A 15,102-nucleotide genomic window follows, 5' to 3' on the forward strand; every position below is an offset into this window, starting at 1 on the left:
TTCCTTTTCGTATCTTCAAACAGGACTTTTGCACTACAGCAAGAGTGAAACTGTAAGTTATGGTTTTGAGAATAATCCTTTTTTTAGGCATCAACTTTGCTGCTTTGGCAATTGGTTCATTGTTCACAAATGCAGGTGTTTCTTCCGACTGGTACCTGTCGTTAAACAAAGCTCCGTGGACTCCTCCGGGTTGGGCATTCGGAGCAGCCTGGACAACCATCATGATCTGTTTTGCAATCTACATGGCTTTCGTTTATCAAATCACTCACAACAAGAAACTGCTGATTACGCTTTTCAGCATTCAGTGGGTTTTAAACGTACTTTGGAACCCGGTGTTTTTTTATTTTCATCAGGCGGGTGCAGGTTTGGTTGTCATTACCGCATTGACAATTGTTGTCGGAGCATTTTTATTTCGCTACGGAGCCGCAATGAAATTGAAATCCTTACTGATACTACCGTATTTTTTGTGGTTATTGATCGCTACCTCACTTAATGCCTATATTCTGGTGAGAAACTAATGCTGTTTCAAATCCTCATTTAAACGTGAAGTCTTTTTTGTGTCTTTCATGAAGAAGTAAACAAGCAGTGAAATGAAAATACATCCCGTCACGTACCAGTAGAAATAAGATTCGTGTCCTGCATCTTTAAACCACAAAGCAATGTATTCCGCAGTTCCGCCAAATAGAGCAACCGTTAAAGCATAAGGAAGTCCGACTCCCAATGCACGAACTTCAGCGGGGAATAATTCGGCTTTGACAATGGCATTGATACTGGTGTAACCACTTACAATAATCAATCCGGACATCAATAGGAAGAAGGAAATCCAGGCAGAATGGGTCTGACTAAGAGCCGTTAGTATTGGAACCGTAAAAACCGTCCCTAAAATTCCGAAACCAATCAATAGCGGTTTTCGGCCTATTCGATCAGATAAAGCACCAAAAAAGGGCTGTAAAACGACAAATATCAGTAGGCTGACAAAAGAAATCAGGGTTGAAACATCTTTGGTCAGACCAACCGTATTCACCAGGAATTTCTGCATGTAATTGGTGTAGGTGTAAAAAGCTAAAGTTCCGCCTAAAGTCATTCCAACAACCAGTAAAATGGCCTTCGGATGCTGCATCAGTAACAGGATCGTTCCTTTGCTTTTCTTTTTTGTTCTTTCGAACGCTTCCGTTTCATGCAGGTTACTGCGTAGGTACAAAGCAACAAGTGCGAGTATCGCTCCGATCACAAAAGGAATTCGCCAGCCCCAGGTTTGAAGCTGCATTTCAGTCAGGATGAGCTTTTGAAGTACTAATTGAATGCCCAGTGCAATGAGCAGACCGCCGACTAAAGTGACGTACTGGAAACTGGAATAGAAACCTCGCCGGTTCTCTGTTGCCATTTCACTCAAATAAGTTGCGGAAACACCATATTCACCACCAACGCTAAGACCCTGCAGCAGTCTGGCAAGCAAAAGCAGAATAGGAGCGAGGACTCCGATGGATGAATAGGACGGAGTTAATGCAATCAGCAAAGATCCGAACGACATCAACAGAACAGAAAGCGTCATGGCTTTTTTACGCCCGATTTGATCCGCAATTCCTCCGAACAGCCAGCCGCCTATCGGACGCATGAGGAAACCGACCGCAAAAATTCCGGCAGTATTCAATAATTGAGCGGTTTTATTTGATTCCGGGAAAAAGGAACCGGAGAAATAAAGTGAGAAGGCTGAGTAAGCATACCAGTCGTACCATTCCACCAAATTCCCGATAGATCCGCCGATGATCGATTTTAAACGCGATCCGGATATTTTTTCTTCTTGTTTCAAGTTTTTTATTTCAGTTTCCGTGTTACAATGCGTGCACGCATCTGTTGTACTTCACAGGTAGGACAAGTTTTAAGAAATTCAATAGCAACTATCGTTGCCTCATTACCGCCTCCTGTTAATCGATACAAACCACTTTTGAAGACTTTACATTCTTTGCAGATTGATTCCGGATTTTCAAAGATGGGTTTTAGATATTCTGCTTTGAGACTCGACAAGCGCTCATCAAAAAACAAGGCGGCACTTGATGGAGAAGTTATCAGTAGATTGACATCTTTTTCAACATGCATTTCTAGTTGATCGCTTCCCAGACAATCGACGGTCAACAGATCTTTTTCATTGATCACAAAAAAATGCCTCAACTCTCCGGCATCGTAATAACTCAATTTTGGGGGAGCTATTCCAAATGTCATAATCTCGTCCGGAATAGCGATATCAGTGAGTTTAAAGTCTGATTTTTCATGGATTTCAAGTACTTTATAATTGGCGACTCTATTTTTTCCTTCCCAAACACCAAAACCAAAGTAAAAAGCAATCCCGGACTTTGCAGGATCTGAAACAACTTCCATTCTGCCGATTGCCGGTGAAGCACCTTTCGGCATTTCTAATTGATAAGAAAATTCTTTTGCTTCTAAAGACGTGGTCAGGTCTACCGACCATACATCAACTGTGATTTGTTTTGTTTTGGGAATGGTATAAGTATAAGCGAAATACAGTTTGTTTTCAATAGAACCTATAAATCTTGCTGAGGTATATTCTTCTTCGCAAGCAGGAACTTTATTAATCAGATGAACAGAGACTTCAACTTTGTTGGTTGACGGATTCAGAACGATTCGCTTCACACAGTTTTCCAAAATTCCCTTTCCTGGTTTAGCTGGGTTAGTTACTGATTTACTGACTTTCTTCATTGAAACGAGGTATACAATGTCTTCGTCTTGAGTAATGTAACTGTCAGTATTGCTCAAAAAATAAGCTCCTTTCTGATAATTCTCACAGTCAGGATCATCAAACAGCACATGATTCACCTCTGTCCCCTTTGTTCCCAGTTTTTCAACCAGGATACTTCCGCATCCGGATATTCGTTTGTCTTCTTTACCTGACAGACCGTAATATTCAGGGAACAGTACATAGCGCGTATCGGTTTTAAGATCAATGATGATATTATCTGTGAGTAATGTTCTTACTTTGTAATTAATTTTACTAGCTGCATCTGCCTTGAACGGTTCCTCTTTAAGCATCCCATCTGCATTATAAGCATAAACCATTTCATTGTAAAAATTGATATCTAAAGAGGCATCATTGTAAAGATATGGAACCGGATAGAATAGTTTATCCTTAGACTTCACATCAAATTCTACGGTTTGTGAATAGCCGAAAAATGCAAAAATCCAGAAAAGAAAAATAATAAACAGGTTTTTCATAACATCATTATTACAAATACGAAAGTAGTTCTTATATATGAAACGTAAAAGATCAGTTTGTTTCAATTATCGAATACAAACTTAAGTACATAAAATGCTTTTTTTTGTAAATTTATTTTTCCTGAAAGCATTGATTTTACTGGGGTTTCAAACTTTTTTCACTAGACCTTATAGGACGTAAATACACTACGTTCTACCCCCGTATCTTTGTCTTATCAAAATGAAAACAATGAGACAATTTCTAAGGACAATGAACAACCGCTCCATTTACTAATCAGCTTAACCTAAATCACCACTAACCGACCCACTATTCACCAACCACCTTACCACTGTTAGATGAAACCTAACCACTATTCATCTTCCCAACCAACCACTACTGCCTGACAAAAAGCAGTGAATTAGATTACTGATTCACTGCTTTTTTGCTATTTTCAGGTTTTTGAATTTTGTAACTTGTCCCGATACTTCGGGATTCCTAATTTTGAATTCATAAAACATGGTTTACCTGCAATACTTCCATACTCCTTACGGAGAACTCGTTCTCGGAGAATCCGGTGGAGAATTGTGTTTATGCGACTGGAAATACCGCAAAATGCGCGACCAGGTCGATAACCGGATTCAAACTGCACTGAATGCCGAGTTTAAGCTCGAAGAAACCGAATTGCTGAATGAAACGAAATCACAGCTCAATGAGTACTTTGCCAAAGAACGTACAACCTTTGATCTTCCGCTGTTATTTGTAGGAAGTGATTTCCAGAAATCCGTTTGGGAAAAACTGCTGACTATCCCTTACGGAAAAACGGTCAGTTACCTGGAGCTGTCACGTATTCTTGGAGATGAAAAAGCCATCCGTGCAGTAGCAACAGCAAACGGTGCAAACGCTATTTCGATCATTGTTCCTTGTCACCGGGTCATAGGAAGTGACGGCAGCCTTACCGGTTACGCCGGCGGTTTGAATGCCAAGCAAAAACTCCTTCAATTGGAGGGGATGAACTTCGGTGAGCAATTGGAATTGTTTTAGAATCAGATAGATACAATATTTTGTTTTTTTGATATAAAGAGCAAATCGTAAAAAAATTACGATCAAATAGTTTACCTTTGCATCTAATCATTTAAATCAACATCATGAGAAACCTTTATCTGGTCGGTCTATTGACCGTCTTTTCGTGGCAGGCTATGTCACAAACCTTTCAAAAATCTTTGGAGCCTACCGGGGTCGTTCCTATTACAACTTCTTCAACTTACAATCCGGGGTATTCAGTTTACAACAATTACAATAACAAGCTTCACAATGTAGAGGCTCCTTTTCTGAACGGTTTGCTGGAAATGTATGAAGCAACTAAAGATCCGGTGTATTTGGATCGTTTCATGGAGCATGCCTATAATGTGATTGAACGAAGAGACGATGCGTTAGCGCTTGATCCGAGTACTCCTTTAGCAGGAATGAGCGGTGTTACTAATCCTATTCCACCCGGCGGACAAATGGCATGGTCTGGACGAATAGCGCCATCAACATATTGGGTCATAGATGCAGTTAACCAGGGAACTATTACTTTCCCATTGGCAAAGTTCGCATATATGATTAAGGTGAAGTACCCTGCGCTTCAATCACGTTTGGCGCCTGCTTCCATCGCGGGCTGGGATGCCACGGGCTGGTATTATCTGAGTAATTTTGCTGATTGTGCCGAATTTTTGAAAATAAAGGCTAATCAGACTTTAAAAGATTATATGCATGCTGATTGGGTCGCTGCTTTAGGATTGTATCGTTACGATGCAGATACTAATCCTACAGATGGTATTCATAATTGGCAGCCTTTGATCCCGAATCAAATGGCGTCTATTGGACGATCGCATACCTACATGTATAAAATCTATGAATTTGAAGGAAATGTTGTACAAAGAGATTATTACCTGGAAAAAATTCAAAAAATGGCATCCCGTTTCATGGATCATTCGAATTATCTCTTTACGAGAAATGTAACCAATCATATTATTAGCTGGAGATATATGAATCCAAGTTCCCCAATGGAGGATATTGCTCATGGACAACTGATTATGGAATTTGCAGATTTATGTAATTTATTTAACATCAAAAAGTCAGACGGGATTACCCCAATTTTTGACAATGCTTTGATGTATGATTTTGCCAATACATTTAAAGTGAAATTTATGCAAAATATGCCTTTGAAGTATTCTATGAGTATTACCGGCTGGGATGGAGATCAAACCCAATTAGTATTAAGTGGAAACGTACAATATCCGGAAGGAAGTGTTGAAAGGTACGATCAATATATGAATGCCGGGAGATACCTGTTCCTGGCCAGACATATCCCGGATATTTATAACATGATTGCGGATTATTTTTATGAATTCGGGCTGTATGGGCCTGCAACCTATCCGGTCTATACAAGTGATGTTTCCGGTCAGTGCAGAGGTATTGACGCCGTAGGACAATTGGCAAACGGCAGAACAGGTTTTTCACCCGTTTTCAAAAACTACCTGGATATCCGCTCTGTAAAACGTACACCAACATATCATACAGGAAGCGATTTAACGGCCGGTACGGTTTGGAAAGCAGTAGCAGCAGGAAAGTTTGACGCTGCTAAAACTGCAGATTTGTTTGTGACTGCTAATGCTGAAGGGAAAATCCAACTACGCGAATTTGATCCGACAACTAAAAAGATCAGCAACAGTTTGTCTACTTATATCAATTATCTTGCAGATTGGGGTGGGATAACTGCAGGTGATTTCATAGCAGGAAATAACCAATCTGAGTTTGTAGCGTTTAATAAAACGGATAAGAAACTTTACTTATTCCGTTACGATGGAACCGGGATTGTGTTGATAGCCTCTTTTGCTACCAATATTAATTGGGCAGGTATTGCATCCGGTAATCTGGATGCTTCTACAACGGATGAACTTGTTCTTCTTTCAAAAGACAATGGACAGGTTTATGGTTACCGCATTAACTTTTTACCATTGGGGGGCGGAGTTTATACCTTAAATGGTTTCTCAATAACCAATGCGTCCACTTCCACTTATGTGGTTTCGGAGGCTGCTAAAATTGCAGTTGGTAACCTGGATAAAAACCTTGCAAACGGGTTGGAAATCGTGACTTTGAACAATAACAACGGCTCTGATTACAACATCAAAGTATTGAACTACACATTCTCCGGATCCAATATGACCTTCTCGTCTGCAATTCCTTACACAGGAACTACCGGAAACTATAGCCAGTGGGACGGATTAACAACAGGAGATTTCAATGCGGATGGTTATGATGAGATCATGCTGCACCGCGATTATGACGGGGATTTCCACATGCAGTACCTGGACGGCGGAGTAGTTAAATCGCTTTTCAAAGAGCATTTTCCAACAAATTGGGATTTGGGAATCATGTGCAGTACTTCTTTTCCGGGAAGCACGACTAAACATTTGATCAGTTTGCGCAACAATGACGGGCATATTTTTGCTTTTCTTCCTTATCAGCTTCCTGCCATTACAAGTCGTCCTTTGGAACCGGAAGGTCCCGGAGGAGGGGTTGAAGGAATGATGCAGCATCCTGTTCCGGAGAAAGAAGATAGAATGAGTGATTTGGCAGTTTCTCCAAATCCAACGGATGGAATGATATATGTGGATCTGGCTGAAAAATCAGCAACAGAAATGACCGTAATTTCTTCTTTAGGACAGGTTATTCTGAAAATGAAGATTCCGGATGCTACCAGAAATCAAAAAATAGATTTGTCAGATTATCCTGCGGGAATCTACTTGTTAAAAGTAGAAACGAATGAAGGGGTAATTACCAAAAAAATCTGGAAAGAATAATATTCTTAACCGCTCGGAAAGGCTGGAGTTTATCTTCAGCCTTTTTTATTTTATCTTGTTATTTGTTAAATATTCATTAAAAAAACAGTCAATTTCCATATCAACTTCCCTAAATTCAATAGGTTTCAAAAAGTATACTGGTATCCGTAAGAAATTAATTTGGTTACAATGGAAATATTTACCTAGGTTTGTATTTCTAAAAACAAGTACATGAATCTAAAGAAAGGAATCTTGTTGGGTGTAACCAGCGGAATAGTAGCATCAGGAGTAAGTATGCTATACAACAAAGTATACAGTGACGCTTTTTACATTGATTTCCATACGGTGTTGAACGCGTCGGGAATGATTATGGCGTGTATGATCGGGTGTATTCTGATGGCGTTGGGATACGTGATTGCTGCCCGATTGAAACGACCGCTTTTGATTCCGATCTTAAATGTGCTATATTGCATGCTAAGTTTTGCAAGCATCATCGGAGTGTTGTCATTCAAACTTCCGTTGGATGTTGAATTCCCGGAAATGTTCCCCGGACTTGCTGTTCCGATGCATTTCTTCCCTGCGCTAAGCTTTTTAGCTTTAGTTCCATTCTTTTGGAAACACGAATCACGTAATTAAATAGTAGATCAGCTTCACTGATCCATTTAATATCTGCTAATGCAGATCACTAATAATTCAAATAATAACAAACAAACAAAACAAACATGAAACGTTCAGTTACAATTATCGCAGCTGCTTTTGCAGGTTTAGCGTTATCTTTTACAGTTGCAACATCTTCAATCTGGTCTTCTGACGCAACACACTCAAGACTTGGATTTACAGTAAAACACATGGGTATTTCCGATTTCAACGGTAGCTTTAACACGTATGAAGTTAAAATGACTGCTACAAAAGAAGATTTTTCGGATGCAAAAGTTGAGTTGACAGGTGATATCGCTAGTATCAACACAGCAAATGAAATGCGTGATAACCACTTGAAAAGTGCTGATTTCTTCGACGCTGAGAAATATCCGAAATTCACTTTCGTAAGCAAATCTTTTACAAAGGTTGCAAAGTCTAAAAACGAATATAAAGTTGTTGGAGACTTGACATTACACGGGGTAACAAAAGAAGTTACTATGACTGCAGTTCACAACGGAACAGTTACAAATCCAATGAACAAAAAAGAAGTAAGCGGTTTCAAAATGACTGGAACAATCAACAGATTGGACTTCAAAATTGGAGATGAGAACCCAGGATTGAGCAAAGAAGTAAACGTTACTGCTGACTTGGAATTGGTGAAAGAATAATCATGAAAAGAAGTATCTTTTTAATGGCAGTACTCCTCCTGGTTGGGGGAGTATTTGCGTTCACACAGGTAAAAACCTGGAAGATCGGGAAAGATTATAACGTTGATTTCTCAGCAAAGGGAGTGAACGGGATCTTTAAAACACTTAGTGGAACTGTCAATTTTGATGAAGCTAAGTTGTCCGAATCCAAATTCGTTTTTACCATTGATGTGAATTCGATCAATACCGGGAATGGTTTGCAAAACAAACATGCTCTTGGTGCTGAGTGGTTCAATGCGGATAAATACCCGAACATCAAATTCACTTCTTCTTCTATTGAAAAGAAAGAGAATGGTTATGCCGCAAAAGGAAAACTGACAGTGAAAGATGTGACAAAGGAAATCACAATCCCATTCACTTTCACAAAATCAGGGAGTAAAGGGAAAATTGCTTCTTCTTTCTCCATCGATCGTTCGACTTACAATGTTGGAAAACCTGGCGGAGACGTCGGAAGTTCCATTAAGATCAACGTAACGATACCGGTAACGAAATAAGAGAAAGCACTGCTTTCGATATACGTCAGCCACAGCTGACAATAATAATATTGAAGCCTTCGTCAATTGATGAAGGCTTTTATTTTAATAAAGTGTTTTAATTCGTAATTCGTAATTCGTAATTCGTAATTCGTAATTCGTAATTCGTAATTCGTAATTTTGTTAAAGCCACTTTTTCCGCTTAAAATAAAGCAGCGTTAAAGCAGACGAGGCAATCATCAGTACTACTGCTACCGGATAACCGAATGAAAAATCCAATTCAGGCATGACTCTGAAATTCATCCCATAAACACTTGCGATTAATGTTGGCGGCATGAATATGACCGAAACCACTGTAAAGATCTTAATAATCTTATTTTGTTCGATATTCACCAAACCCATTAAAGTATCCTGTAAATATTCCAGGCGTTCAAAACTGAATTGCGTATGCTGGAGCAGGGAAGTAATATCTTTCATAATAACGCGGAGACGTTCACCTGTTTCTGCATCAATAAAAGGCGAGCGCAGCAAGGCAGAAATTAAGCGCTGCTTGTCTGTAATACTTTCACGGATTAGAATGGTATTTTCCTGTAATTCGGCAATCTTACGCAACGTCTTTTCTTCGGGATCGGACAGGCTCTGTACTTTCCGGCTGATGACATTGGTAATGCGGGTAAGACTTTCAATATAATCGGCGTCCAGGTCAATGCGTGTTTCCAAAAGCAGGACCCAAATCTGTGATCCCGAACGAATGAAATCCTGTCTGGCAACTTTGATCTTTTTAACTACTTCTGCGAAAGACTGTAATTCCGTGTTGCGAACCGTAAATAAAATATTTTCTTTCAACAAAAAGGAAACCTGGTGAATCTTAGGTGTATCTGCTTCTTTCAGGAAACCGCTGTTGGCTTTAATCGAGATATGGTCTTCCGAGTAACGCGAACTGCTTTCAATTTCTACCGCTTCTTTGTAAGTCGGCAGTTTTACCTTGAAGAACTCACACACCTGGTCTTTCTCTTCCTGACTGGCGTGAAGCAGATCGATCCATAAATAATTTCTTTTGGGGTCGAGAACCGCTTTTTCAGGATATTTTTCCCAAACCAGCTCATTTTCGTGTGTGTAAAATACGCGAATCATAAGGACAGATTTTGAGTGAATGACTAAAATGCTTGCGCTAAAGCTTCAGAATCGGCGCAGTGTCACAAAGATGGCCTTTTTCATTTAAACCCCGCTAAAACAGCGGAGTTATTTTCTGTTAACAGTTGGTTTTGCTGCTTCTCATGTGAATAGTGTCAAAATAGTATTCGGATTCTAAAATTTACACTATTCTGCTGCAACAGATCTATCGAAGCAGTGCTTTGTCTTCTTTTCAATTTTTGCATTATCAATTCTTCTTCCGCCGTGTATCCGTTATCACCAAAATCTTCCAGCTGCCGTCCGTTTTGGCCAGTTGAAAAGCATTTACTCCTTCGTGTGAATAGACATTGTCGACATAAAAGGCGTACTTGGTCCAAACCGTTGCTAAATTATCGTCGATCCTGATCTCACAGGAAAGCAGGCGTTCATCCCAAACTTCTTTGTGTGGAGTACCAATTGCATTTATAAAAGAAATGATCGAATCACTGTGCAGTTTGGCTTCCCCTTTTGAATTGACGAAACTGGTGTTTAGCACTGCTCCCGGGAAAAAGATTTTCCGGACTTGTGAACTGTCGCCTTTCCGCATGCCATCAAACAACTGATCGATTACTTTACGGACTTCTTTCTTTTCTGCTTTTTGGGTATAGGCAAAAGCGGGAAAGAGCAGGATTAGAAGCAGAATCTTTTTCATACCTATGGTTTTGTCCGAAAGATAAGAGAAATCTTTTCAGGAAGATCTTTAATGATTACAATCGGAAATAGAGCCTGTACAAATGGTGCATGAGTTCGTAAAATTGCGGAATTCCCTTTGAAGTTGAGGAGTCTGTGGTTTATTCTTCTGGCACAGCCCGCTTAATAACAGTCCTCGGTTCTTCAAAACTTTTCTTTTTATAAGGAAAAACATCCGCCAATTCACCGCTATAAAAGAATTCATAAGCCACAGACCCGAAAGTATAATCCGTATCCTTGATCTTATAAACAGAACCACCCACAGCTGGATTCGGTTTTGGTTTGGAGCGCTGGAAACCAAGATTGAACAAAGAAGCAAGGATTTCCGGGCGGTCATCGATCGGATAGCCGGCCTTTTCCCATTGGGTTTTGATTTCTCTCAGGAATAAAGCGGTATACAAATAGGAATAGTAATGGTTTTCAAACTGGACCAAACGCTGAAGGCGTAAATCCAATGTGTCGTTGCCTTTTGTGGTGAAATTGGCGGTGGAATCAAAATCCAGGAGCGCTTCGTATTTTTCGCCGGGATAGAACTCGCTGTCTTTTTCCGCTAAATAACGCTCAATGGTTAAAGCTGTCCCGTTCTTAATTCCCGTTACACCATAAGAAAGATGGTTTTCCAAAGCAAGAACCTTCAGTGGTCCCATGTAGCGCTTATACGATTCCCGGTTCGAATTGAATAAGCGGATCTGTTCGCCTACCAGGCAGGCAACAATCAAACGCGGTTCAACTCCGGTCACATGGTAAACCGAATCAATGTATTTCTTATCCTTGGTAACGGCTTGTTTAAAATCCTGCCACTCGGCAATATTCATCCATTCGAAAACGCTCAGTCCGGTAGTTTTTTGAGAAGCATTTTCATTCTTGTATTTCCATTTGGCAAATGCTTTACGGTAAGCTTTGTTCTTTCTCAACTGAAGATCAACTGCATCCAGCATGCGCAGCGCTAATTTTTCGTCCTTGTTCTCATTATAAACCGAAAGGATATAATTAGCGTTCTTCGGGTAGAATTCATTGACAAGCATAATGCGGTTCAATACCTCAAAGCGGTGCTTGATCATCGAAACGGAATCAACTTTGAAGGATTGATCGTATTTGTTATGCATTTCGGCAAAATAGCGGTTGTTCTCATCAATAGAACCGCCTTCATTTGTCCAGTTGAATTTGACCGCAAAATAGGTTGCTGTAAGAATGAATCCATAAGTCGCAAAACCGTAAAGAAGAATGGTGTACGGTATTTTAAACCATTTTTTTCGGAGGAAGGAGAATTTCATTCGTGTTAGATTAAAAAATGATGCAAAACTAAAAATAGAATTGGAACGCAAGATGGTTTTAACAGATCCAACGAATTGAAAATGTAAAATGGACAATGAGACGATTTGTAGTCAGAGATCATTAAGGGTCTCAAACAAGAAGAGGCGAAGCTCTTGTTAATTGTACCTTTTCAATTGTCAATTATTTCTTGAGACCTTTGAAAGAAGCAATCCGTATCTCCTGCATCAAATTAGAATGTGCATCTGCCAGTTTTTGGATAGGTACAAAACGCCCGTTCCCAAACTGTGCTGCTTCTTCCATGAGTTTTGCATCCCTTTCCCGGGTTTGAATCCCTACAACGGAAAAGACGACCCCGTTTTTCGCGTATTTCTGAACGGTTTTTTGATAATCCTCCGAATCTTTGTTGAAAGCTCCGTCAGTAATCACAATTACCATGTTGGTCTTATTGGCATCGTAATTTTTCATGACTTCTTTGTAGCCCATTTTAATTCCTTTTCCACCGGCAGTCATACCAATGGGCCGCAGGTTTGAAATGGATTTTTGCAGATCTTCCTTGTGGTCTCCGGAAGTTGGAGCCTGGAATACTTCTGCTGTGCTGGCGTAGGTGACCAATCCCATTTTATCCTGCGGACGCAGTTTACTCACCAGTTGGTTCAGGGAGTATTTCATCAGGTCCATTTTTTCGCCCATTTTCATGGAACTGGAAATATCGAGCACGAAAACGACATTTACATCCCTGAAGTAAGATTCATCAAAATTTTCGGAAGGAATGGAAACCAATTCCGGCATTACTTTTTGGGTCGTAGTGTCAATGATCTCGTTAGCCATTTGTTCATTAAGCTTCTCCTGTGCTTCTTCAGGCGGAAGCTGCTGAGCGATTTCCTCCGGTTCCTGAACAGGTTCCTTTGTTGGGACTGGAGGATCGTAAGCCGGATTTTTCGATAAAGGAATAGTAATCTCGGAAATCTCAGGCCCGACATAAATTCCGGCTTCTTTGGTTAAATAGCCTTCCCGGCTGACCAAAAAATAGAAGAATCCCGGGGGAAGTTTTTCGGTGAATTTTCCCAACCTGCCTGTGATCCAGGTTCCGCTTGGCTGGCCGTTGTGAATAATACTTACCGTGGATTTTGATAATAATTCCTGGGTTGCCTTGTCGATGGTAATGATCGTTAACTCGCTGGGAGCATTCGGTCCTGCCGGAACAGCATTGAAATCCGGGCATTTGGTCAGGTAATTATCGTCCGGAAGATCTTCTGTAACAGTTCCGACCAAACGGTAAATAATCGGGTTTGCCTGGTCGCTCATGAACAATTTCAGAACGTAATTGAAATTTCCCTTTTTCGAAGGGTTGACCTGGATCCGCAGCTGAGCTGTGGAAAGCGGTTCAATGAGATCCGCAGTCAATCGGTATGTAACTTCCGGACTGTGCTCCACACGAAGAATGTATATTTTTTCTTCTGTCGGATTCCCGATGTTCAGATCGATGTACCGTTTGGATTTCGAATCAATTGCCCCGTATTCCAGGAAATCTTCCGAATTGGATTGTTGTCCGTGAACGAGTCCACAAATGAATAAAACACAAATGATGGCTAAAATTCTCATACCTGATTGAATAGTCTAAAATACAATAATTTTGGACTGCAAGAAGAATGCCTGTTTTTACAAGGCAAGATTATTTTTTGATGTATTCGTAAAGATAGTGGATGTCCTGGTTGTCAAATCCCTTTACATAGTAATTCAGGGATTTTTCTCTTTCCGAGATACTTTGTCCTTTCAGTTGAAAACCCATTGCTTCGAGGTTTCCGGGAGAAGTATTATTAGTCAGATCATAACCACGCACCACGATTAAATTTACCCTGTTTGCTTTAATTAGTGTATCAGAAAGATTTCCAAGATTATCTATTTGTCGGGATTCCAGGTGTTTTTCCGAATATGCTTTTTCAGGAAGAGTTCCCCAGGGATTATATGGATTTGCAAAAGGTGTATGGATGAGATTGATCTTTTGTGTGCCGTAATAGTGATGAATGTATTTGGTTATTTCCGAACGTCCGAGCCCAGCTGATTTGGTAGTCATGACCGATAATCCGCAACTATTAACAAAGAATAATCCTGCGATAGTGCAGTAAACAACGATTTTGTTGATCTTTTTGAATTTTCCACCATTATTTTTTAAAAACAAAAAGGTCGAGATAATCAGGTAGGGGAAAAGAAATAGGATAGGAAATAAGAAGCGCTCTTCCTTGTGTGATATCAATGAGTGAATAAGTATAAAAGGGACAATGAACCAAACAATGGGATTTTTCCGGTTGATAATGATCCCGGCTGCCAGGGAAATGATAAGTATGACTCCTATAAATTGAGTAGGAAGCTGATAGCATGTTTCCAGGTAGTAAAATCTGGTTGACATTCCGAAACTGGATTCGTTTTGATTGAGTATGTCATTTTCAAAGAATAACCAGAAATAATTCCAGGGAGTGAAGGTCCATTCGGAATAAAACCAACGGTCAATAAATACTCCAAGGAGCAGTATTCCTGAAAAACCGATTAGAATGAGTAGTGTCGTTTTTAGTTTTTGTTTTCCAAAGATGAGATGGAAGGCACCGATTCCGATAAAACCAAACGCCATTTGAAAACGGAACAGGAAAGATAGCCCAAGTAATAATCCCACGATGAATGCGTGGTCGTTGGTTTTTCCAATTTCGAAATAAAATCCGAGCGCAAAAAGCAGGCAAATGGCCGCCCATGTTTCGGAAGAAAATCGTACGGACAAAAAGGGGATATACCAGCTTAAAAGCAGGAGTGCCAGGTAGGTATATTGCAAAAAGGATTCCGATTGTGATGATTTGAATAATAGAACTCTGGATTTTTTGAAAAAAAAGGCCAGTGAAGAAAAGCTCATCAATCCACTAACCAAACGAAGAATAAATAAGGAGGTGTAGATGTCTTTAATTTGAAAAAAGGTGTTGATTTTGAAAATAAAATAAGCTAATACAGGAAGCAGGCTGGAACGAATTTTAGCATGGTATTCCCATGCAAGCTGTCTCTTATACACATCTCCGAGCCCACGAGACGGACTCCTATCTCGTATGCCGTCTTCTGCTTGAAAAAAAAAA

General features: G+C 40.0%; 12 protein-coding genes. 6 read left to right on the top strand and 6 right to left on the bottom strand.

Annotation, left to right across the window (positions count from 1 at the left end; all coding sequences use genetic code 11):
- The first annotated feature begins 59 nt into the window (after nucleotides 1-59).
- Complete coding sequence (locus QZT69_RS14325) at nucleotides 60-518, top strand: TspO/MBR family protein (RefSeq protein WP_294675865.1); 459 nt, start codon at nucleotides 60-62, stop codon at nucleotides 516-518.
- Here the strand turns inward: QZT69_RS14325 and QZT69_RS14330 are convergent.
- On the bottom strand, nucleotides 515-1,810 hold the full coding sequence (locus QZT69_RS14330; protein WP_294675872.1) for an MFS transporter: 1,296 nt from the start codon (nucleotides 1,808-1,810) through the stop codon (nucleotides 515-517). The genes QZT69_RS14325 and QZT69_RS14330 overlap by 4 nt on opposite strands.
- A 5-nt stretch (nucleotides 1,811-1,815) precedes the next feature.
- Nucleotides 1,816-3,228 carry a hypothetical protein gene (locus QZT69_RS14335; protein ID WP_294675878.1) on the bottom strand — a complete coding sequence of 471 codons (1,413 nt, stop codon included), beginning with the start codon at nucleotides 3,226-3,228 and terminating at the stop codon, nucleotides 1,816-1,818.
- A 496-nt stretch (nucleotides 3,229-3,724) separates the two neighbouring features.
- Between QZT69_RS14335 and QZT69_RS14340 the strand changes: the two genes are divergently transcribed.
- The 5 genes from QZT69_RS14340 to QZT69_RS14360 all read left to right on the top strand — a co-directional run bounded on the left by QZT69_RS14340 (nucleotide 3,725) and on the right by QZT69_RS14360 (nucleotide 8,872).
- Complete coding sequence (locus QZT69_RS14340; RefSeq protein WP_294675885.1) at nucleotides 3,725-4,249, top strand: methylated-DNA--[protein]-cysteine S-methyltransferase; 525 nt, start codon at nucleotides 3,725-3,727, stop codon at nucleotides 4,247-4,249.
- A 104-nt stretch (nucleotides 4,250-4,353) separates the two neighbouring features.
- On the top strand, nucleotides 4,354-7,053 hold the full coding sequence (locus tag QZT69_RS14345) for a T9SS type A sorting domain-containing protein (protein ID WP_294675890.1): 2,700 nt from the start codon (nucleotides 4,354-4,356) through the stop codon (nucleotides 7,051-7,053).
- Nucleotides 7,054-7,263: 210 nt separating this feature from the next.
- Entirely contained in the window at nucleotides 7,264-7,668 is a 405-nt protein-coding gene (locus QZT69_RS14350) for a hypothetical protein (protein ID WP_294675897.1), read from the top strand.
- Between the two features lie 86 nt (nucleotides 7,669-7,754).
- Nucleotides 7,755-8,339 (top strand): YceI family protein, encoded by a 585-nt coding sequence (locus tag QZT69_RS14355; protein WP_294675908.1) that lies wholly within the window; start codon nucleotides 7,755-7,757, stop codon nucleotides 8,337-8,339.
- Nucleotides 8,340-8,362: 23 nt separating this feature from the next.
- Complete coding sequence (locus QZT69_RS14360; protein ID WP_294675912.1) at nucleotides 8,363-8,872, top strand: YceI family protein; 510 nt, start codon at nucleotides 8,363-8,365, stop codon at nucleotides 8,870-8,872.
- A gap of 162 nt (nucleotides 8,873-9,034) precedes the next feature.
- Here the strand turns inward: QZT69_RS14360 and corA are convergent, their stop codons facing one another.
- From corA to QZT69_RS14380, 4 genes are all read right to left on the bottom strand, one after another.
- Complete coding sequence (gene corA, locus QZT69_RS14365) at nucleotides 9,035-9,985, bottom strand: magnesium/cobalt transporter CorA (RefSeq protein ID WP_294675916.1); 951 nt, start codon at nucleotides 9,983-9,985, stop codon at nucleotides 9,035-9,037.
- A gap of 247 nt (nucleotides 9,986-10,232) precedes the next feature.
- The gene (locus QZT69_RS14370; protein ID WP_294675922.1) at nucleotides 10,233-10,676 is read right to left on the bottom strand and encodes a nuclear transport factor 2 family protein; all 444 of its coding nucleotides are present in this window, start codon (nucleotides 10,674-10,676) and stop codon (nucleotides 10,233-10,235) included.
- Between the two features lie 139 nt (nucleotides 10,677-10,815).
- Nucleotides 10,816-11,988, bottom strand: coding sequence for a hypothetical protein (locus QZT69_RS14375; RefSeq protein ID WP_294675925.1), 1,173 nt, complete (start codon nucleotides 11,986-11,988; stop codon nucleotides 10,816-10,818).
- A gap of 181 nt (nucleotides 11,989-12,169) precedes the next feature.
- On the bottom strand, nucleotides 12,170-13,591 hold the full coding sequence (locus QZT69_RS14380; protein WP_294675929.1) for a VWA domain-containing protein: 1,422 nt from the start codon (nucleotides 13,589-13,591) through the stop codon (nucleotides 12,170-12,172).
- Between the last annotated feature and the right edge of the window lie 1,511 nt (nucleotides 13,592-15,102).

This window comes from uncultured Fluviicola sp., assembly GCF_902168135.1.
Lineage (GTDB): Bacteria > Bacteroidota > Bacteroidia > Flavobacteriales_D > Crocinitomicaceae > Fluviicola.

Coding starts and splice junctions, on each gene's coding strand:
- QZT69_RS14325 (WP_294675865.1), top strand. CDS start 60: ATGGTTTTGAGAATAATCCTTTTTTTAGGCATCAACTTTGCTGCTTTG.
- QZT69_RS14335 (WP_294675878.1), bottom strand. CDS start 3,228: ATGAAAAACCTGTTTATTATTTTTCTTTTCTGGATTTTTGCATTTTTC.
- QZT69_RS14340 (WP_294675885.1), top strand. CDS start 3,725: ATGGTTTACCTGCAATACTTCCATACTCCTTACGGAGAACTCGTTCTC.
- QZT69_RS14345 (WP_294675890.1), top strand. CDS start 4,354: ATGAGAAACCTTTATCTGGTCGGTCTATTGACCGTCTTTTCGTGGCAG.
- QZT69_RS14350 (WP_294675897.1), top strand. CDS start 7,264: ATGAATCTAAAGAAAGGAATCTTGTTGGGTGTAACCAGCGGAATAGTA.
- QZT69_RS14355 (WP_294675908.1), top strand. CDS start 7,755: ATGAAACGTTCAGTTACAATTATCGCAGCTGCTTTTGCAGGTTTAGCG.
- QZT69_RS14360 (WP_294675912.1), top strand. CDS start 8,363: ATGGCAGTACTCCTCCTGGTTGGGGGAGTATTTGCGTTCACACAGGTA.
- corA (WP_294675916.1), bottom strand. CDS start 9,985: ATGATTCGCGTATTTTACACACACGAAAATGAGCTGGTTTGGGAAAAA.
- QZT69_RS14370 (WP_294675922.1), bottom strand. CDS start 10,676: ATGAAAAAGATTCTGCTTCTAATCCTGCTCTTTCCCGCTTTTGCCTAT.
- QZT69_RS14375 (WP_294675925.1), bottom strand. CDS start 11,988: ATGAAATTCTCCTTCCTCCGAAAAAAATGGTTTAAAATACCGTACACC.
- QZT69_RS14380 (WP_294675929.1), bottom strand. CDS start 13,591: ATGAGAATTTTAGCCATCATTTGTGTTTTATTCATTTGTGGACTCGTT.